Source organism: Streptomyces sp. YPW6, from assembly GCF_018866325.1.
Classification (GTDB): domain Bacteria; phylum Actinomycetota; class Actinomycetes; order Streptomycetales; family Streptomycetaceae; genus Streptomyces.
The window spans coordinates 2180666-2199315 of sequence record NZ_CP076457.1 but is presented as its reverse complement, the minus strand read 5'-3'; the positions used below and the strand labels follow the sequence as shown (position 1 = coordinate 2199315).

The 18650-nt window shown below is 72.2% G+C and carries 17 protein-coding genes, 1 pseudogene and 1 riboswitch; of the genes and pseudogenes, 10 read left to right on the top strand and 8 right to left on the bottom strand.

All coding sequences use genetic code 11. The features are described 5' to 3' along the window. Window positions 1-49: 49 nt before the first annotated feature. Complete coding sequence (locus KME66_RS09510; protein ID WP_073214815.1) at window positions 50-763, bottom strand: M50 family metallopeptidase; 714 nt, start codon at window positions 761-763, stop codon at window positions 50-52. Between the two features lie 53 nt (window positions 764-816). Between KME66_RS09510 and KME66_RS09505 the strand changes: the two genes are divergently transcribed. From KME66_RS09505 to KME66_RS09465, 9 genes and pseudogenes are all read left to right on the top strand, one after another. Beyond that, window positions 817-1632, top strand: a complete 816-nt coding sequence (locus KME66_RS09505) for an SOS response-associated peptidase (protein ID WP_216320982.1) — start codon at window positions 817-819, stop codon at window positions 1630-1632. A 109-nt stretch (window positions 1633-1741) separates the two neighbouring features. Further along, complete coding sequence (locus KME66_RS09500) at window positions 1742-2383, top strand: alpha/beta family hydrolase (RefSeq protein WP_216320979.1); 642 nt, start codon at window positions 1742-1744, stop codon at window positions 2381-2383. Between the two features lie 311 nt (window positions 2384-2694). Then, entirely contained in the window at window positions 2695-3351 is a 657-nt protein-coding gene (locus KME66_RS09495) for a sigma-70 family RNA polymerase sigma factor (RefSeq protein WP_201790463.1), read from the top strand. Beyond that, on the top strand, window positions 3348-3668 hold the full coding sequence (gene rsrA, locus KME66_RS09490; protein WP_073214803.1) for a mycothiol system anti-sigma-R factor: 321 nt from the start codon (window positions 3348-3350) through the stop codon (window positions 3666-3668). The genes KME66_RS09495 and rsrA overlap by 4 nt, the downstream gene beginning before the upstream one ends. A 98-nt stretch (window positions 3669-3766) precedes the next feature. After that, window positions 3767-5065: pseudogene (locus KME66_RS09485) on the top strand (HD-GYP domain-containing protein); the annotation flags it as partial. A gap of 524 nt (window positions 5066-5589) precedes the next feature. After that, window positions 5590-6876 carry an HD-GYP domain-containing protein gene (locus KME66_RS09480; protein WP_216320976.1) on the top strand — a complete coding sequence of 429 codons (1287 nt, stop codon included), beginning with the start codon at window positions 5590-5592 and terminating at the stop codon, window positions 6874-6876. A gap of 92 nt (window positions 6877-6968) precedes the next feature. Continuing rightward, entirely contained in the window at window positions 6969-7964 is a 996-nt protein-coding gene (locus KME66_RS09475) for a hypothetical protein (RefSeq protein WP_006127468.1), read from the top strand. A gap of 74 nt (window positions 7965-8038) precedes the next feature. Beyond that, complete coding sequence (def, locus tag KME66_RS09470; protein WP_216320973.1) at window positions 8039-8677, top strand: peptide deformylase; 639 nt, start codon at window positions 8039-8041, stop codon at window positions 8675-8677. Between the two features lie 187 nt (window positions 8678-8864). Then, window positions 8865-9602 (top strand): D-Ala-D-Ala carboxypeptidase family metallohydrolase, encoded by a 738-nt coding sequence (locus KME66_RS09465; RefSeq protein WP_073214792.1) that lies wholly within the window; start codon window positions 8865-8867, stop codon window positions 9600-9602. 46 nt (window positions 9603-9648) lie between these two features. Here KME66_RS09465 and KME66_RS09460 read toward each other — a convergent pair whose 3' ends face one another. Continuing rightward, the gene (locus tag KME66_RS09460; protein ID WP_216320970.1) at window positions 9649-10629 is read right to left on the bottom strand and encodes a GlxA family transcriptional regulator; all 981 of its coding nucleotides are present in this window, start codon (window positions 10627-10629) and stop codon (window positions 9649-9651) included. A gap of 81 nt (window positions 10630-10710) precedes the next feature. Here KME66_RS09460 and KME66_RS09455 point away from each other — a divergent pair, with 81 nt between their 5' ends. After that, on the top strand, window positions 10711-10926 hold the full coding sequence (locus KME66_RS09455; RefSeq protein WP_073214787.1) for a hypothetical protein: 216 nt from the start codon (window positions 10711-10713) through the stop codon (window positions 10924-10926). Between the two features lie 118 nt (window positions 10927-11044). Here the strand turns inward: KME66_RS09455 and KME66_RS09450 are convergent, their stop codons facing one another. The 6 genes from KME66_RS09450 to KME66_RS09425 form a co-directional block, all read right to left on the bottom strand. Then, window positions 11045-12061: a ribonucleotide-diphosphate reductase subunit beta gene (locus KME66_RS09450; protein ID WP_216320967.1), complete on the bottom strand. Its 1017-nt coding sequence runs from the start codon at window positions 12059-12061 to the stop codon at window positions 11045-11047. Further along, window positions 12061-14475, bottom strand: a complete 2415-nt coding sequence (locus tag KME66_RS09445; RefSeq protein ID WP_216320964.1) for a ribonucleoside-diphosphate reductase subunit alpha — start codon at window positions 14473-14475, stop codon at window positions 12061-12063. The genes KME66_RS09450 and KME66_RS09445 overlap by 1 nt, the downstream gene beginning before the upstream one ends. A gap of 136 nt (window positions 14476-14611) precedes the next feature. Further along, window positions 14612-14748: riboswitch (cobalamin riboswitch) on the bottom strand. A 43-nt stretch (window positions 14749-14791) separates the two neighbouring features. Then, complete coding sequence (locus KME66_RS09440; protein ID WP_073214776.1) at window positions 14792-15310, bottom strand: GNAT family N-acetyltransferase; 519 nt, start codon at window positions 15308-15310, stop codon at window positions 14792-14794. After that, window positions 15310-15987, bottom strand: coding sequence for a hypothetical protein (locus KME66_RS09435; protein ID WP_216320961.1), 678 nt, complete (start codon window positions 15985-15987; stop codon window positions 15310-15312). The genes KME66_RS09440 and KME66_RS09435 overlap by 1 nt, the downstream gene beginning before the upstream one ends. Window positions 15988-16109: 122 nt before the next feature. Next, window positions 16110-16313, bottom strand: coding sequence for a YbdD/YjiX family protein (locus tag KME66_RS09430; RefSeq protein WP_073214770.1), 204 nt, complete (start codon window positions 16311-16313; stop codon window positions 16110-16112). Then, entirely contained in the window at window positions 16310-18535 is a 2226-nt protein-coding gene (locus tag KME66_RS09425) for a carbon starvation CstA family protein (RefSeq protein ID WP_216320958.1), read from the bottom strand. Before KME66_RS09425 ends, KME66_RS09430 begins: the two co-directional genes overlap by 4 nt. Window positions 18536-18650 lie beyond the last annotated feature (115 nt).

Below are 18650 nucleotides of genomic sequence, written 5' to 3'. Positions count from 1 at the left end.
ACCATCCCGTAACCCGAGAGTGGTACGGGCCGGAGCGGCCGCCCCGGCCTCACCAGCCCAGCAGCCACCGCCCGCCGCCGATCAGCGAGCACAGCGACACCGCGTGGAAGAGGAACAGCCACAGCACCGCCGGGGCGTGCGTGAGGCGGGCCAGCTGGTCCGCGTCGGAGTCCGGGGCGCCCCCGTGGCGCCGCTTGGACTGGAGCTCGAACGGCGGCCGGACCCCGCCCAGCAGCAGGAACCACACCACCACGTACGCGAACGCCGACTGCACGTCGGACGAGGCGAGCCAGGACACCAGGAGGAACGTGGTGCCGGTCAGGATGACGGTGAGGGCCCCGTAGACGTTGCGGATCATCACCAGCATCACCGCGAGGAGGGCGGTCGCCACCCACAGCAGGAGGGTGATCCTGCCGTTCGCCAGCAGCCAGGCGCCGCCCAGGCCCAGCAGCGACGGGGCCGTGTAGCCCGCCGCCGCCGTGAGGATCATGCCGATCCCTGTCGGCTTGCCCCGGCTCACGGTCAGGCCGCTGGTGTCCGAGTGCAGCCGGATGCCGGAGAGCTGCCGCCCGGTGAGCAGGGCCACCAGGCCGTGGCCGCCCTCGTGCGCGATGGTGATCGTGTTGCGGGCGAGCCGCCATATCGGGTTCGGCACGACCGCCATGAGCGCGAGCGTGGCCGTCACGACCACCAGCCACTGCTCGGGGGCGGCCTGGGTGCCGGTCACGCGATCCCACAGATCGGCCAGTTCGGTGCTGTTCATCGGCCGGGCGACTCCTTGCGGTCGGTGCGGGCGGTCGTGGCAGTCTGGCACTTATGTGCGGACGGTATGCAGCGAGTCGGAAGCCCGAGGACCTGACCGGACTCTTCGGCGTCGAGAAGTGGGAGCCCACCGAGACCCTGGAGCCGGACTGGAACGTGGCGCCGACCAAGAAGGTCTACGCGGTTCTGGAGCGTCCTGTGAAGGACGCGGACGACCGGCGTCCGGTTCGCCAGCTGCGCGCCCTGAAATGGGGACTCGTACCGTCCTGGTCCAAGACTCCGGACGGCGCCGCCCGGATGATCAACGCCCGCGCGGAAACCGTGCACGAGAAGCCCTCCTTCCGCCGCGCCTTCGCCCAGCGCCGCTGCATCCTGCCCGCCGACGGCTACTACGAGTGGGTCACCGGCGCGGAGGAGCGCCAGCTGGAGGAGAAGAAGGGCAGGAAACGCGCCCGCAAGCAGCCGTACTTCGTCACCCCCGCCGACGGCTCCGTCTTCGCGATGGCCGGACTGTACGAGTTCTGGCGCGATACGACCCTGCCCGGCGACCACGAGAACGCCTGGTGGGCGACGTGTTCGGTGATCACGACCGAGGCGGAGACCACCCCGCTGGCCGTCGCTCCCGCGGAAGGGCCCGGCGCGCTCGCCGACATCCACCCCCGGATGCCGCTCATGCTCACCCCCGACCGCTGGGACGCCTGGCTGGACCCCTCCCGCACCGGCGAGGACGAGCTCCGGGCCCTGCTGGAGCCGCCGCCCGGCGGGCTGATGCGCGCCTACCCGGTCGCCACCGCCGTCAGCAACGTCCGTAACAACGGGCCCGAACTGCTGGAGGAACTGGCCGCACCGGAGGAATCGACGCTGTTCTGAGGCGTAGGCGGAGGAGTCCACGCAGTTCCGGGGCGCGCGGGGCGGTCCAGTTCCGGGGCGTGCGCGGGGGAGTCCTGTTCCGAGGCGTGCGCGGGGGGAGGATGGCACGGTGAGCCCTCAACCACGTACGCAGAACGTCACCACCGACGCCGGTGAGGCCCGGATCACCTGGGTCCCCGCCGCCGCACCCCGCCGCGTCCTCGCCGTGAGCCACGGGGCGGGCGGCGGGATCGAGGCCCGCGACCTGAAGGCGCTCGCCGCCGCGCTGCCCGGACACGGAGTCACCGTCGCCCTGGTGGAGCAGCCCTGGCGCGTGGCCGGCAAGAAGGTCGCGCCCGCCCCGAAGACCCTGGACACCGGCTGGCGCGGACTGTGGCCCGCGCTCGCCGCCCCCGGGCTCCCCGTCATCGCCGGAGGCCGCAGCGCCGGGGCCCGCGTCGCCTGCCGGACCGCCGCCGAACTGGGCGCGGCGGCCGTACTCGCCCTCAGCTTCCCGCTGCACCCCCCGGGCAAGCCCGAGAAGTCCCGCGCCGACGAACTGCTCGGCACCGGCGTGCCCACCCTCGTCGTGCAGGGCGGCAACGACCCGTTCGGCAGGCCCGGCGAGTTCCCGCCGGGTTCGTACACGCTGGCCGAAGTGCCGCACGGCGACCACGGGTTCGCCGTGCCGAAGCGGTCGGGTCTCACCGAGGAACAGGCGATGGGCATCCTCACGCACGCGGTCACCGGGTGGCTCACGTCACTCGGATGACCCGGTGCCACCCGCAGGGTCGGCCGTCCCACGCGGGTCACCGGCCCCGGGAATGCTCCGCGCCGGGGCGCTGTTGTTCGGGACGTCGGTACAACAACGTCGTACGTGGAGAGGGAGTCCGTCGCATGGGTTCGACCATCTGCCCCAGCCGCTCGAACGCCGCTGACCTGGAGTGGACCGTGCTGCCCGCGGCGAGGACCACCTCCGAGCGGCCCCAGGGCGGGAGTAATCGACAGGCCGCCACCAGGCAAGGTCGACTATTCTCCGAGGCGAGCGGGTCCGGTTTCGGCTCCGCCACATCGTTGGAGGAGGTGGGTCCGGTCACTGGGACCGACACAGGGACCGACGACGGCCGCGCACCCGAGACGCCCGCCGAGCGCAACGCGCGCTTCGAGCGGGACGCCCTCGGCTTTCTCGACCAGATGTACTCGGCCGCGCTGCGCATGACGCGCAACCCCGCCGATGCCGAGGACCTGGTCCAGGAGACCTACGCCAAGGCGTACGGCTCCTTCCACCAGTTCCGTGAGGGCACCAACCTCAAGGCGTGGATGTACCGCATCCTCACCAACACCTTCATCAACTCGTACCGCAAGAAGCAGCGGGAGCCCCAGCGCAGCGCCGCCGAGGAGATCGAGGACTGGCAGCTGGCCCGCGCCGAGTCGCACATGTCGACCGGACTGCGCTCGGCGGAGTCCCAGGCCCTCGACCATCTCCCGGACTCCGACGTGAAGTCGGCGCTCCAGGCGATCCCCGAGGAGTTCCGCATCGCCGTGTATCTCGCCGATGTCGAGGGCTTTGCCTACAAGGAGATCGCGGACATCATGGGGACTCCCATCGGTACGGTGATGTCCCGGCTGCACCGCGGCCGTCGCCAGCTGCGCGGCATGCTGGAGGACTACGCCCGCGAGCGCGGGCTCGTCGCGGCCGGTGCCGGTGACGCGGACGATCGGAAGGGCTCGGCCTCATGAGCTGCGGAGAGCCGCACGAGACGGACTGCTCGGAGGTCCTCGACCATCTCTACGAGTTTCTCGACCGGGAGATGCCCGAGGGCGACTGCACCAAGTTCGAGGTGCACTTCGAGGAGTGCTCCCCGTGCCTGGAGAAGTACGGCCTGGAGCAGGCCGTGAAGAAGCTCGTCAAGCGCTGCTGCGGACAGGACGACGTCCCGGCCGACCTGCGCTCCAAGGTGATGGGCCGGATCGACCTGATCCGGGCCGGCGAGGCCGTGCCCGATCAGGACGTGACCGTGCAGAACACGGACCGGTCGGCGACCGCCGCCGAATAGTCACCCGAATGTGCTAATCGGATCCGTAGCGGCTCGGTGAGCCGCACAACTCGCTAGCGTGGCGCGTCCATCGACCATGCTGGGGGGCGAGTGCGGGCGTGACCGGCACACCGACGGCGGCGCGTGCCTGCGTCCTGGCCGCCGTTCTCTGCGCGATCTGGTGCACGCTTCCCGCGTACGCCCCCGACGCCCCGGTCCCGTGGGGCACGGCAGCCCTGCTGGCCGCCGTCGGGCTCGCCTGCGAGGCGGCCGGCCGCCGTTCGCCGTCCGGGGGACCCGGACCGGCCGCCGCCGGAGCCTTCCTCCCGGTCCTCCTCACCGCCGCCTTCCTGCTGCCGCCCGCGGCCGCCGCCCTGGTGGCGGCGATCGGTTCCCCGGCCGGGCGGGTGGAGCGGCCGCCGTACGCGGTCCGCCGGATGTGGCGGGCCGCGCGGCTCGCCCTCGGCTGCGCCGCCGCCTCCTGGACGTACGCGGCCTCCGGCGGCCCCGCGGCCCTCGGCGGCGGGGGAGCCGCCCCGGACCTGCCCCGCGCCCTGCTGCCCGCCTGCGCGGCGGCGGTCGTCCTCAGCCTGGTGCTCACCGCGCTCGACGGCCTCATCCTCGCGGCGGCGGAAGGCCGGCCCGTGCACCGCAGCGTGTACGAACTCCTGCCGCTCGCGCTCGGTCCGCACCTGGTGCACGCGCTCGCCGGGCTGATGGCGGCTGTCCTGTGGCGGAGCCCGTACGGCCCGCTCTCCGGGTTCCTCGTGCTGCTCCCGATGTACCTCTCCTGCTGCGTGTTCGCGCGCTACCACCGGGAACAGGCCGCCCACCGGGCCACCATCCGCGCCCTGGTCCACGCCGTCGACATCAAGGACACCTACACCCGGGGTCACAGCGAACGCGTCGGACGGGCCTCCGTCCTGATCGCCCGTGAGCTCGGCATGGACGAGCGCCGGGTGGAGGGGCTCCGGTTCGCCGGGATCCTGCACGACGTCGGCAAGCTCGGCGTCCCCACCCGGGTGCTGCGCAAGGACGGGCCGCTCACCCCCGAGGAGCGGCGGATCATGGAGCTGCACCCGGAGTACGGGCACGAGATCGTCCGGGGCATCGGCTTCCTGGACGAGGCCCGCGACGCGATCCTCCACCACCACGAACGGCTGGACGGCAGCGGCTATCCGTACGGGCTCAGCGGCTCGCGCATCCCCGAGTTCGCCCGGGTCGTGGCCGTCGCCGACGCCTTCGACGCGATGACCTCCACCCGCTCCTACCGCCGCGCCCGGCCGGTCCCGGCCGCGCTCGCCGAGCTGAAGCGGTGCGCGGGCAGCCAGTTCGACCCCCGGATGGTGGGGGCGCTGGACCGCGCCCTGGACCGGCACGGCTGGAGCGGGGCCGACACCGCCGTCACGGCCGACGAACCGTGCGCGCCGTACGAGCCTGGCGCGCCGCACGCGGCGCGTGAGCGGCGTGAGCCTGACGCGGCGAGCGCGGTGAGCGCGACGAGCGGGGTGCGTGGGCCGCGTGAGTCCGGTGAGCCGCGCGCAGCGCGTGCGCCGTACGAGCCGAGTGAGCGGCACACGTCGCCTGAGCCCCCTGTGACTCACGGGCCGCAGGGGTCACAGCGGCCGCTTGAGCCTCACAGGCCGTCTGAACCCTGTGAGCCGCACTGGTCTCACCAGCCGCTTGAGCCCCACGGCCCCCACGCGTCGCACGGTGTCGTGGCCGGGGCCCGCGAGCCGCACGGAGCCGCAGCCGGTCCCCACGACTTTCACGGCCCCCATGAGCCGCACGGAGCCGCAGCCGGTCCCCGCGAGCCGCACGGAGCCGCAGCCGGGGCCCACGAGCCGCATGGAGCCGCATCCGGGGCTGGCCGTGACGCTCCCCCGGGGCCGCGTGCCCGGGGCGACGCCCCCCTCTCCGGGCCGTCCTGGGACCGCCGCCGGTGAGGGCCCCGTACGGAAGCCGCCCGCCCGCCCCGGCCGTCCTCGCGGTGCGCGGGGCCGCCCTGCTCCTCGCCCTCGTAGCGCTGTCCCGCATCCTGGTGCACGGGCTCGCCGAGCCGGGCCTCGCCCTCGTCTTCGGGCTCCTGGTCGCCGCCGGGGAGCTGGTCCGCCGGAACGCCGCCGTCGGGGAGCGGGAGCCCGCCCCGCTCGCCGCAGCCGGGGCTCTCGGGTATGCCCTGCTCGGGGAGAGCGCCGGGCGGCCCACCGCGCACGGGGCGCTCCAGGTGATCGCCGTGGTGGTCGTGGCGCAGGCGCTCGCCGCCCTGCCGCGCATGGCACGCGGCCGTCGCACCGACGCCGACCGGGCCGCCCGCCGGACCCTGACCGTGGGCTTCGCGGCGTTCTGCTGCCAGCCGCTGTACCACTCCGGGCAGGCCGAGCGCTGGTTCGGCGACGGAGCGTTCTTCCCGCTGTTCCCGCTGGCGGTCCTGGCTCTGACCGCCCTGGGTGACGCGGTGCTCGCCGCCCTCCTGGCAGGTTCGGCGGCCCGCGCCGGTGGGGCCGGCGGCCTGCCCCCGTACGGATCGCTCCTGGCCGACGAGGTCCGCGCACAGGCCGGGACCGGCGTCGCGATCGGGGCGACCGCGGCCGTGACGGCGCTCGGCGTCGCGGCCGCCGGTCCGTGGGCGCCGGCCGCGCTGTGCGGGCCGCTGCTGCTCACCCAGGTCTCCGTCCGCCGGTACGCCGCCGTCCGCACGACCTGCCGGCAGACGATGGCCTCGCTCGCCCGGTCCACCGAGATCGCCGGGTACACACCGCCCGGCCACGCCCGCCGGGTCGCGGCCCTCGCCACCGCCGTGGGGCGGGAGCTGGGGCTGACCGGGCCGCGGCTGGCCGTCCTGGAGCACGCCGCCCTGATGCACGACATCGGGCAGCTCTCCCTCCTCGACCCGGTCGCCGGAGGTGCGACCGCCCTGCTGCCCGCCGCCGAGCAGCGCCGGATCGCCCTGCTCGGCGGGGCGGTGGTCCGCCGTACCGGGGCCGGTCCAGAGGTCGCGGCGGTGGTGGAGCGGCAGGCCGATCCGTACCGGGAACAACCGCTCGCCGCCAGGATCGTCAGGACGGTCAACGCATACGACGACCTGTGCGGGGAAAGCGTCGGCGGGCCGCTCGGGGCACTGGAGCAGCTCAGGCTCGGCACCGGGCACGACCACCAGCCGCAGGTGGTCGAGGCGCTGGGGCGCGTCCTCGCGCGGGGCGGTCTGACCCCGGCCGGTGCTGGGTAACCCATGGGTAATGAGCGGGCGTCCGGCCGGGCATGGTTGGATGCGAAAGCAGAGTGGATGACGAGGGTGTCCAGTCGGGACAGGCGGGAATCGTGAGGATCTTCGGGAAGGTACGGCATCGGCCGTCCGCCTCTTGGCGGCAGGCCACGGACCGCGCGTTCACGCTGATCGGCGACGGCCGGTACGAGGACGCGGGGGCGCTGCTGACGCGTGCGGCGGATCTGGAGCCCTGGCTCTCGGAGTCCTGGTTCAATCTGGCGCTGCTGCACAAGTTCCGGCACGACTGGGAGCAGGCGCGCGCGGCGGGCCTGCGGGCGGTCGCGTTGCTGGACCGCGAGTCCGGCGCCCCGGACTGGTGGAACGTGGGGATCGCGGCCACCGCGCTGCAGGACTGGCCGCTGGCGCGGCGGGCCTGGCAGGCGTACGGGCTGAAGGTTCCCGGCGGCGGCCAGCACAGCGCGGCCACCACCGAGCCGACCGGCATGGAGCTGGGCAGCGCGGCGGTGCGGCTCTCACCGGAGGGCGAGGCCGAGGTGGTCTGGGGCCGTCGGCTCGACCCGGCCCGCATCGAGGTGCTCTCGATCCCGCTGCCCTCCTCCGGGCGGCGCTGGGGCGAGGTGGTCCTGCACGACGGGGTGCCCAACGGTGAGCGGGTCACCGCGGCCGGGCCCGCGTATCCGGTGTTCGACGAGATCGAGCTGTGGGCGCCGTCCCCGGTGCCGACCTGGGTGGTGCTGCTGGAGGCGGCCACCGAGGAGGACCGGGACGCGCTGGAGAAGCTGGCCTCGGACGCCGGGTTCGCCGCCGAGGACTGGTCCTCGTCCGTGCGGCTGCTGTGCCGGGCGTGCTCGGAGAGCCGGATGGAGAGTGACGAGGGCGACGGGGAGCACCTGGACCCGCACGACCACAGTGAGCCGGGTCACCCGGGACCGCTCGGCCACCGCACCGCCGGGGCCGGCGACCTCTGGGTGCCGGAGCGCGAGTGCGGTCTCGCCGCCCCCGCCGGACTGGTGCGCGGACTGCTGGACGGCTGGGTGGCCGACAGCCCGGACAGCCGCGAGTGGCGGGATCTCGAAGAAGTCTGCTGACCGCTGCCCGTAGGCTGTAGGCGCACCGGTCGTGGTGCGGTTCCCCAGGTTTTGCAGGAAGGCGTACGGCGGACATGTCGCAGCAGGAGACGGACGGGCGGATCGACGTGGACGACGAGGGGTTCGTCGTCGACACCGAGGACTGCGAGGAGCGCGAGGCGGCCTACCGCGAGCGCGGCACCTCGCGTCCGATCACGGTCGTGGGCAACCCGGTGCTGCACAAGGAGTGCAAGGACGTCACCGCGTTCGACGACGAGCTGGCCCAGCTGATCGACGACATGTTCGCCAGCCAGAAGACGGCCGAGGGCGTCGGCCTCGCGGCGAACCAGATCGGCGTGGACCTGAAGGTCTTCGTCTACGACTGCCCGGACGACGACGGCAAGCGCCACACGGGTGTCGTCTGCAACCCGGTCCTGGAGGAGCTGGCCCCCGAGATGCGGGTGCTCGACGACTCCAACGAGGGGTGCCTCTCGGTCCCGACCGCGTACGCCTCGCTCGCCCGCCCCGACTACGCGGTGGTGCGCGGCCAGGACGCCAAGGGCAACCCGATCCGGGTCAGGGGCACCGGCTACTTCGCGCGCTGCCTCCAGCACGAGACGGACCACCTGTACGGCTCCCTGTACATCGACCGCCTCTCCAAGCGGGAGCGCAAGGACGCGCTGCGCCAGATGGAGGAGGGCACGCCGCGCTACGAGGTCGTCCCCAACAGCTGAGGACGCCGCGCCCCGTCGCTACGTCACGGCAGGGGGCCGGACGCCGGTTCGCCGGCGGCCGGCCCCCTGCCGCGTTCCGCGCAATTCCTGGCAGCCAACTGCATTTTCCCCAGGCGTAGTTGACGCGCGTAGCGGACTGGGCCAGGCTCGCACCCACACCGACCGTGTCGTTCAGAGGGAGGCCCCTGTGCTGAGACGTGCCGCACGCGTCCTGCTCGGACTTGTCATGACCATTACATGTGCCTTGGGTGGTGTGGTGCTGACCGCCGGCGCCGCGCAGGCCGACGGCTGCTACACCTGGAACCGCACCCTGAGGTCCGGCGCCACCGGCAACGATGTCACCCAGCTCCAGATCCGGGTGGCCGGATACCCGGGCTACAACGCCGTGCTCGCCATCGACGGCTCGTACGGCCCCGCCACCACCGCCGCCGTCAAGCGGTTCCAGGCGGCCTACGGCCTGGTCGCCGACGGGATCGCCGGACCGGCCACCCAGTCCAAGCTCTACGCGCTCCAGGACAACGACTGCACGCCGATCCACTTCACGTACCCCGAGCTCAACAAGTGCAACAGCACCTGGGCCGGCGGAAAGGTCTCGGCGGGCACCGCCAGGGCCAACGCGCTGAGCAGCATGTGGAAGCTGGAGGCGCTCCGCCACGCGCTGGGCGACCAGTCCATCCGGGTCACCAGCGGCTTCCGTTCCGTCTCCTGCAACGCCGCCGTCGGCGGAGCCTCCAACAGCCGCCACATGTACGGCGACGCGGTCGACCTCGGGGCCTCCCCGCACTCGCTGTGCACGCTCGCCAAGCAGGCCCGCTACCACGGCTTCCGGGGCATCCTCGGCCCCGGCTACTCCGGCCACAACGATCACGTGCACGTCAACCAGGGGCCCAACCGCTTCTGGTCGGCGCCCAGCTGCGGCATCTGACCCCTCCCGTCCTCCATGGGCCCACCGTGCCCGGCGTCCCCCTCGTTCAGGCGACGCCGGGCACCGCCGTGGCGCCCGGACCCCGGAACGTACGGCGGTAGGCGTTCGGCGTGGTGCCCAGTGACCGTACGAACTGGTGTCGCAGCGTCGCCGCCGTGCCGAAGCCCGTCTGCCCGGCGATCGTGTCGATCGTCCGGTCGGAGGTCTCCAGCAGGTGCTGCGCCAGCAGGACCCGCTGGCGCAGCAGCCAGCGGTAGGGCGTCGTCCCGGTCTCCTGCTGGAACCGCCGGGCGAAGGTGCGCGGCGACATGTGCGCCTGCGCGGCCAGCTGCTCGACCGTCATCTCCTGGTCCAGGTGCTGCTCCATCCACGCCAGCGTCGCGCCGACCGTGTCGCAGGCGCTCCGGGGCAGGGGGCGGCTGATGTACTGCGCCTGCCCGCCGTCCCGGTGCGGCGGCACCAGCATGCGCCGGGCGAGGGTGTTGGCCGCGTCCTGGCCGTACTCCTGCCGGATCAGGTGCAGGCAGGCGTCGATCCCCGCGGCGGTGCCCGCCGAGGTGATCACCGGGCCCTCGTCCACGTACAGCACGTCCGGCTCGACGATCGCCTTCGGGTGACGCCGGGCCAGCTCCGCCGCGTGCCGCCAGTGCGTGGTGCAGCGGCGGCCGTCCAGCAGTCCGGCCGCGCCGAGGGCGAACGCCCCCGAGCAGACGCTCAGCACCCGCGCGCCGCGCTCCACGGCCCGGCGCAGCGCGTCCAGCGCCTCCTGGGGGTAGGTCCGGCCGATGAAGTGGCTGCCCGCCGGCACGGCGATGAGGTCGGCCTCCTCCAGCCGCTCCAGGCCGTGCTGCGTGGCGATGGTGAAGCCCGCGTGCGTGTTCAGGACGGGGCCCTCGGCGGAGACCACCGCGAAGTCGTGCACCGGCAGGCCCTCGTCGCTGCGGTCGAGGCCGAACACCTCGCACAGGACACCGAGTTCGAAGGGGTGGACCTCGTCGAGGAGAAGAGTGGCGACATTGGTCAGCATGGAGTGAGTGTGGCAGGTATTTGACGCCCCGTGGCAGTCCTGCCACTGCTGGATCGCCTTCCGGCGGGCCAGAGTGGAGGCATGAACACCTTCCTGGACTACCTCGTCGTCGCCGTCCTCTTCGCTCTCGTTCTCGCGCCCGCGGCCTTCGGCGCCGCCCGCGAACGCCGTGTCGACCGCCAGCTGAGGGAGGCGGAACGGGGGCGTCCGGCAGCCGGGCCCCCGACGGCGGAAAGCGCCGCGCCGCTCCCCGGGCTCACGCGCCCCCTGCACGGGCGGAGCTGGGCGAAGGCGTAGGACCTGGCGTCGAACCGCCGTCCACCGCGTCACGCCCGGCACGCACCCACGTCGCAAAGCGGGCCCCGGGCACCGAATCGGTGCCCGGGGCCCGCCCGGTCAGGCTCCGCGCCCCGGCCTAGAAGTCGTCGTCGAACCCGACCGAGCCCTCGACGGCCACCTGGTAGGCGGACGGGCGGCGCTCGAAGAAGTTCGTCAGCTCCTGGACGCCCTGCAGCTCCATGAAGGAGAAGGGGTTCTGCGAGCCGTACACCGTCGGGAAGCCGAGGCGGGCGAGCCGCTGGTCGGCGACGCACTGAAGGTACTCGCGCATCGACTCGGTGTTCATGCCCGGCAGCCCGTCGCCGCACAGGTCGCGGCCGAACTGGAGCTCCGCGTCGACGGCTTCCCTGAGCATGTCGGTGACCTGCTGCTGGAGTTCGTCGTCGAAGAGGTCCGGCTCCTCCTTGCGGACGGTGTCCACGACCTCGAACGCGAAGTTCATGTGCATCGTCTCGTCACGGAACACCCAGTTGGTGCCCGTGGCGAGACCGTGCAGCAGACCGCGCGAGCGGAACCAGTACACGTAGGCGAACGCCCCGTAGAAGAACAGACCCTCGATGCAGGCCGCGAAGCAGATCAGGTTCAGCAGGAAGCGGCGGCGGTCCGCCTTCGTCTCCAGCCGCTCGATCTTCTCGACCGAGTCCATCCATGTGAAGCAGAACTGCGCCTTCTCGCGGATCGACGGGATCTCCTCGACCGCGTCGAACGCCGCCGCCCGGTCGTCCGGGTCGGGCAGATAGGTGTCCAGCAGGGTCAGATAGAACTGGACGTGCACGGCCTCCTCGAAGAGCTGCCGCGACAGGTACAGCCGCGCCTCGGGGGAGTTGATGTGCTTGTACAGCGTCAGGACCAGGTTGTTCGAGACGATCGAGTCACCGGTCGCGAAGAACGCCACCAGCCGGCCGATCATGTGCTGCTCACCCGGCGACAGCTTCGCGAGGTCGGCGACGTCCGAGTGGAGGTCGACCTCCTCCACGGTCCAGGTGTTCTTGATCGCGTCCCGGTAGCGCTCGTAGAAGTCCGGGTAGCGCATGGGACGCAGGGTCAGCTCGAATCCCGGGTCGAGCAGGTTCTTGTCTTCGGTGGAGCTCATTACTGGCAGGCCTCGCAGGACTCGGGGTTTTCGAGGGAGCAGGCGATGGCGTCCGCGTCGGGCGCCTGCGCCTGCTGTACGGGAATGGGGGCGGCGGCCGACGCCTGGCCGGACGCGGCACGGGCGATCCGGGTCGCCGGGCGCGAGCGCAGGTAGTACGTCGTCTTCAGCCCCTGCTTCCAGGCGTACGCGTACATCGAGGAGAGCTTGCCGATCGTCGGCGTCTCCAGGAACAGGTTGAGCGACTGGCTCTGGTCGAGGAACGGAGTACGGGCCGCCGCCATGTCGATCAGCCCGCGCTGCGGGATCTCCCACGCCGTGCGGTACAGCGCCCGTACGTCCTCGGGGATCCAGGCGAAGTCCTGCACCGAGCCGCTGGCTTCGCGCAGCGCCTCGCGGGTGCGGGCGTCCCACACGCCGAGCTTCTTCAGCTCCTCCACCAGATAGGCGTTCACCTGGAGGAACTCACCGCTGAGCGTCTCGCGCTTGAACAGGTTGGAGACCTGCGGCTCGATGCACTCGTACACACCGGCGATGGAGGCGATCGTCGCGGTCGGGGCGATGGCGAGGAGCAGCGAGTTGCGCATCCCCGTCTTCGCGATCCGGGCGCGCAGGGCGTCCCAGCGCTCCGGCCAGTTCAGCTCGGTGGCGTAGTGGTCGGGGTGGAGCACACCGCGCGCGGCACGCGTCTCGGACCAGGCGGGCAGCGGGCCCGCGCGCTCGGCCAGGTCGCAGGACGCCTCGTACGCGGCGAGCATGATGCGCTCGGCGATCTGCGTGGAGAGCGTGCGGGCCTCGGGCGAGTCGAAGGGCAGTCGCAGCTGGAAGAAGACGTCCTGGAGGCCCATCGCGCCCAGCCCCACCGGCCGCCAGCGGGAGTTGGAGTTCCCGGCCTGCTCGGTCGGGTAGAAGTTGATGTCGACGACCCGGTCGAGGAAGGTCACCGCGGTGCGGACCGTGGAGTCCAGGCGGTCCCAGTCGATCGAGCCGTTCGCCACGAACGCGCCGAGGTTGACCGAGCCCAGGTTGCAGACGGCCGTCTCGCCGTCGTCGGTGACCTCCAGGATCTCCGTGCACAGGTTCGAGGAGTGCACGACCCGTCCCGGCTCGGCGGTCTGGTTCGCGGTCCGGTTGGAGGCGTCCTTGAACGTCATCCACCCCTGGCCGGTCTGCGCGAGGGTCCGCATCATCCGGCCGTACAGCTCACGCGCCGGAATCGTCTTGCGGGCCAGCCCCTTGGCCTCGGCCGCCCGGTAGGCCGCGTCGAAGGCGTCGCCCCACAGGTCGACCAGCTCCGGCACGTCCGCCGGGGAGAACAGCGACCACTCGGTGTCCGCCTCGACCCGGCGCATGAACTCGTCCGGAATCCAGTGCGCCAGATTCAGGTTGTGCGTACGCCGCTGGTCCTCACCGGTGTTGTCGCGGAGCTCCAGGAACTCCTCGATGTCCGCGTGCCAGGTCTCCAGGTAGACCGCCGCCGCGCCCTTGCGCCGGCCGCCCTGGTTCACCGCCGCCACCGAGGCGTCCAGCGTCTTGAGGAACGGCACGATGCCGTTGGAGTGCCCGTTGGTGCCCCGGATCAGCGAACCCCGGGCGCGGATGCGGGAGTACGACAGACCGATGCCGCCCGCGTGCTTCGAGAGCCGCGCCACCTGGTGGTAGCGGTCGTAGATCGAGTCCAGCTCGTCCTTCGGCGAGTCCAGCAGATAGCAGGAGGACATCTGCGGGTGCCGGGTGCCGGAGTTGAAGAGGGTGGGGGAGGAGGGGAGGTAGTCCAGCTTGCTCATCAGCCCGTAGAGCGCGGCGACCTCGTCCAGCGCCCGCACCGACTCGTCCTCGGCGAGGCCCGCGGCCACCCGCAGCATGAAGTGCTGCGGGGTCTCGATGACCTGCCGGGTGATCGGGTGGCGCAGCAGGTAACGGCTGTGCAGCGTACGGAGACCGAAGTAGCCGAAGCGGTCGTCCGCGCCCTCGGCCAGCGTCCGCTCGACCAGCTCGTCCAGCGCCTTCGCGTGCAGCTCGACGAAGGCGGCGGTGCGGTCGGCGATCAGGCCCTCGCGGTGTCCCACGGCGACCGAGGCGGAGAAGGAGGTGGCGCCCTGGCTCGCCGCCTCGTCCGCGATCGAGAGGGTCAGCAGCCGCGCGGCGAGGCGGGAGTACGCCGGGTCCTCGGAGATCAGGCCCGCCGCCGCCTCGGTGGCCAGCGAGCGCAGTTCGGCCTCGTCGGAGCGGGCGCTGCGCCCGCGCAGGGCCGCGGCGGCGACACGTCCGGGGTCGGTGTCGGGAAGATCGGCGGTGAGGTCGGTCAGGGTCCGCAGCAGGGCGGTCCCGGGTCCGTCGGTCGTGCCTTCCCCGGACGCGGTGGAGACAGCGGATTCGGTGGCTGAAACCGGATCGGCGGGCGCGATGGTCACTGGGCTTTCCCTCGCTCGGCAGGGGGCCGGCGGCGGACGGGGAAGCCGGGCAGCGCGAAGCCCGGGGCGGGAGCGCACTGCTGACGGCGTCCACCGGCCTATCCGCGAGGCCCGGACGTCTGGCGTCCGGTTCGGTCGAGCCGGACGCACTGTCGACAGGTCTTCGGACTTGCAGGTGCGCAAAAGCGCACTGATCACACCGTTGCGGGACAGTTCCGGATTCGCACCGGATTCCCCTGCGGCGACAGCGAGGTCGAGCATACATGTGGGGGCCGCCAGATGATGCGGCCCCCACATGTTGTGTCGTGTCGTTTCCCTATGCCCCTCGGGACACCGCCTCCAGCGGCAGCCGGAAGGTCATGAGCCGCAGGCCCGGCACCGGCTCCCAGTCCCGTCCGGGGGTCCGCAGAAAGCCGAGCCGACGGTAGATCCCATGGGCTGAGAGCATGGCCGGCTGCGTCGACAGCACCAGCGCCCGGACCCCTTCCGCCGACCGGGCCCGCTCGATGCACGCCCGTACGAGAGCCTCCCCCACGCCCCGCCCGCGCCCCTCGCGGGCCACGGCCAGCATCCGGAACTCGGCCTCGTCCGGACCGGCGATGTCGCACCACGGAGTCCCGGGAGCGGCATACGTCACCCCGCCCAGCACCACTCCGTCCGCGTCGAGGGCGACCAGCACCTCCGCTTCGGCCGCCCGCCGCTCCACCGCCCGCAGTTCGAGGAGATACGGGTCCTGCGGGCCGTCCAGCAGATCGTCCCCGAGATACGCCCCGGCGATGATCCCGCCGAGCACGGCGTACTCGGCGGGCTCCGCGACCCTGATCGTCAGATCCATCAGCCGCTCGCCCCCACCTCGTTGTCCGGGGCCCCGTCGCCCACCGGCGGCAGGTCTCCGCGCTCGACCGGCTGCTGCCCGGCGCCCTCCCGGGCCGGCGGCAGCACCTGGTCCAGCTCCCGGTCGTCGGCGCGGTGGGCGGCCCGCGCCGCCGCGCGCAGCGTCGCCCTGTCCACCGTTTCGCGCGCCCCGCTCACCGTGACCACGAGTCCGCCCTGCTCCCGGGCGTACGCATGGCCCGACTCCGTGGCCCGGTACCAGTGCTCGCCGTCCCGCTCACAGGTCACCAGGGGCTCCTGACCGCTCGCGGCCGCCGAGTCCTTCGTGCAGTCGGCGTCGGCGTGCGGGCGCCGCTCCACCGACAGCTGGAGCATCCCGCCGTCCGGCGCGGTGTAGGAACTGCTGAACCCGTCGTCACCGAGCACCCCGACCGACTGGCGCGCCAGGGCGTAGCCCGCGGCCTCGGTCACCCACACGTGCTCCGCGACGAGCTGTGCGGCGCTCGCCCGCGCCTCCAGCTCCGCCCGGCCGGGCGGCGGACCGGCGGAGGAGCTCCGGTCCGCCGCCCGCGCGCCGGACGCCGGCTCGGTGCCGCAGCCCGTCGCCGCGAGGGCCAGGGCCAGCGTCGTCGCCAGGAGGAGAGGCCGGAGCCGGGGAGATCGGGGGTGCGGTGTCATGGGGACATCCTTTCGTACGGTGAGGGCTCGGTGTGCCGCAGCGCCCATGGCCGGGCGGGGACGCGGAAAGGGGCCGCCGCACCCCTGGACGGGATGCGGCGGCCCCGGTCGGCCGGCGGTGCTCAGCAGCAGCGGAAGCCCTCGCGCGGATCCGCCTCCCGGGCGTCCGTGCGGCTGCGTTCGAAGGCGCGGCGGGTCATCACCGGCGCCTCGGGATCGTGCGTCCTGGCGTGCGCCACATAGCGGTCGTACGTGGACTCGCCGGTCAGCTCGCGGACGTACCAGCGGATCCGTCCGGCCACCCGTCGCACGTCCGCGACCGTCATGTCCGGCTCCCCGTCTCCGCCGGCTCCTTGCGGATGCCGCCCTCGGGACCGAGGCCGGCGGCGGCCAGTTCGGCCTTCTCCTCCTTGGTGGCGACGAGCGAGGCCGGGGCGACGAGCCTGGACTCGACGTACGGCGCCTCGTGGAGCCTGACGCCCTCCGGGTCGCGGATGGCCTTGTAGCAGACCCGGCCGGCGTCGACGAGCACCACGATGATGAGGAGCGCGAAGAGGGCGCTCAGCACCCCGTCGACGGTGGAGTTGGTCACGACGGTCCGCATGTCGTCCATGGACTTGGCGGGCGCCAGCACCTCGCCCGCGTCGATGCCCGCCTGGTACTTGTCGCGCTGGGCGAAGAAGCCGATCTTCACGTCGTCCGAGAAGATCTTCTGCCAGCTCGCGGTGAGCGTGACCGCCACGTCCCATGCGAGCGGGACCGCGGTGACCCAGGCCCACTTCAGGCGGCCGGACTTGACGAGCAGGGTGGTGCAGACGGCCAGCGCGACGGCGGCCAGCAGCTGGTTGGCGATTCCGAACAGCGGGAAGAGCTGGTTGATGCCGCCCAGCGGGTCGTGCACGCCGACCCAGAGGAAGTACCCCCATCCGCCGACCACCACGGCACTGGCGAACCAGACGCCCGGCTTCCAGCTGACCTCGCGGAACGGCTTGTAGACGTTGCCCAGCATGTCCTGGAGCATGAAGCGCCCGACCCGGGTGCCGGCGTCCACGGTGGTGAGGATGAAGAGCGCCTCGAACATGATGGCGAAGTGGTACCAGAACGCCTTCATCGCGCTCCCGCCGATCACCGCGGAGAAGATCTCCGACATGCCGAGCGCGAAGGTGGGCGCGCCACCGGTCCGGGAGAGCAGGCTCGCCTCCTCGACGTCCTTGGCGGCCTGGGCCAGGGCGTCCGGGGTGATGGTGAAGCCGAAGTTCGCCACGGCCTGGGAGGCGGACTGGACGCTGTCGCCGATCACGCCGACGGGTGCGTTGATGGCGAAGTAGAGCCCGGGATCGATGATGCAGGCCGTGATCATCGCCATGATGGCCACGAACGACTCGGTCAGCATGGCGCCGTAGCCGACCATCCGGATCTGCGTCTCCTTCTGGACCATCTTCGGCGTGGTGCCGGAGGAGACCAGGGCATGGAAGCCGGAGAGCGCGCCGCAGGCGATGGTGATGAAGACGAACGGGAACATCGATCCGGCGAAGACCGGGCCCTGGCCGTTGGTGGCGAAGTCGGTCACCGCGGGCATCTTCAGGGTCGGCAGCGCGACGACGACGCCGAGGGCGAGCAGCGCGATCGTGCCCACCTTCATGAAGGTGGAGAGGTAGTCGCGCGGGGCCAGCAGCAGCCACACGGGAAGCACGGAGGCGAGGAATCCGTACACGATCATCCAGATGACCAGCGTGCCCGGCTCCAGCGTGAAGAAGTCCGCCCACGACGACTCGGCGACCCAGCCGCCCGCGACGATCGCCAGGAGCAGCAGTGCGACGCCGACGAGGGAGACCTCGCTGACCCTGCCGGGCCGCAGGATGCGCAGATAGACGCCCATGAAGAGCGCGATCGGGATCGTCATGCCGATGGAGAACACGCCCCACGGCGAGTGCGCGAGCGCGTTCACGATGACGAGCGCGAGGACCGCGAGCAGGATGATCATGATCATGAAGACCGCGACCAGCGCGGCGATCCCGCCGACCGGCCCTATCTCGTCGCGCGCCATCTGGCCGAGCGAACGGCCGTTGCGGCGGGTCGAGAAGAAGAGCGTCACCATGTCCTGGACGGCGCCGGCGAAGATGACGCCGACGACGAGCCAGATCGTGCCGGGCAGATAGCCCATCTGCGCGGCGAGCACGGGACCGACCAGCGGACCCGCTCCGGCGATGGCGGCGAAGTGGTGGCCGAACAGGACCCGGCGGTCGGTGGGATGGAAGTCGACACCGTTGTCCAGCCGTTCGGCCGGGGTCGCGCGGTTCTTGTCGGCCTTCAGCACCCGGTTGGCGATGAACCGGGAGTAGAAGCGGTACGCGATGGCGTACGAACCGAGGGCCGCCGCCAGCATCCAGGCGGCGGAGACCTCTTCGCCCCGCGAGAGGGCGAGGACGGCCCAGCCGATGGCGCCGACCAGGGCGACGAGGCTCCAGACCGCCACGGACTTCGGGGAGATGCTCCGTTTCCCCGGCACCTGCGGGGAAGTTGGTGCTGATGTGGGCGCTTCCGCCATGTGGGTGACTCCGTCCCCTCGCTGATCACCGGTTGCGTGGGCAGGAAATCTAGGGGACGCGTCCGATCAGCGTCACCCCCTGTCCGTATTGCGGTCCGGCTACGGTGGTGTTTCC

Excerpts from the sequence above, each read along its gene's own strand:
- KME66_RS09435 (WP_216320961.1), bottom strand. The coding sequence starts at position 15,987 with ATGACACCGCACCCCCGATCTCCCCGGCTCCGGCCTCTCCTCCTGGCG.
- rsrA (WP_073214803.1), top strand. The coding sequence starts at position 3,348 with ATGAGCTGCGGAGAGCCGCACGAGACGGACTGCTCGGAGGTCCTCGAC.
- KME66_RS09460 (WP_216320970.1), bottom strand. The coding sequence starts at position 10,629 with ATGCTGACCAATGTCGCCACTCTTCTCCTCGACGAGGTCCACCCCTTC.
- KME66_RS09455 (WP_073214787.1), top strand. The coding sequence starts at position 10,711 with ATGAACACCTTCCTGGACTACCTCGTCGTCGCCGTCCTCTTCGCTCTC.
- KME66_RS09440 (WP_073214776.1), bottom strand. The coding sequence starts at position 15,310 with ATGGATCTGACGATCAGGGTCGCGGAGCCCGCCGAGTACGCCGTGCTC.
- KME66_RS09450 (WP_216320967.1), bottom strand. The coding sequence starts at position 12,061 with ATGAGCTCCACCGAAGACAAGAACCTGCTCGACCCGGGATTCGAGCTG.
- def (WP_216320973.1), top strand. The coding sequence starts at position 8,039 with ATGTCGCAGCAGGAGACGGACGGGCGGATCGACGTGGACGACGAGGGG.
- KME66_RS09510 (WP_073214815.1), bottom strand. The coding sequence starts at position 763 with ATGAACAGCACCGAACTGGCCGATCTGTGGGATCGCGTGACCGGCACC.
- KME66_RS09505 (WP_216320982.1), top strand. The coding sequence starts at position 817 with ATGTGCGGACGGTATGCAGCGAGTCGGAAGCCCGAGGACCTGACCGGA.
- KME66_RS09430 (WP_073214770.1), bottom strand. The coding sequence starts at position 16,313 with ATGACGGTCGCGGACGTGCGACGGGTGGCCGGACGGATCCGCTGGTAC.
- KME66_RS09425 (WP_216320958.1), bottom strand. The coding sequence starts at position 18,535 with ATGGCGGAAGCGCCCACATCAGCACCAACTTCCCCGCAGGTGCCGGGG.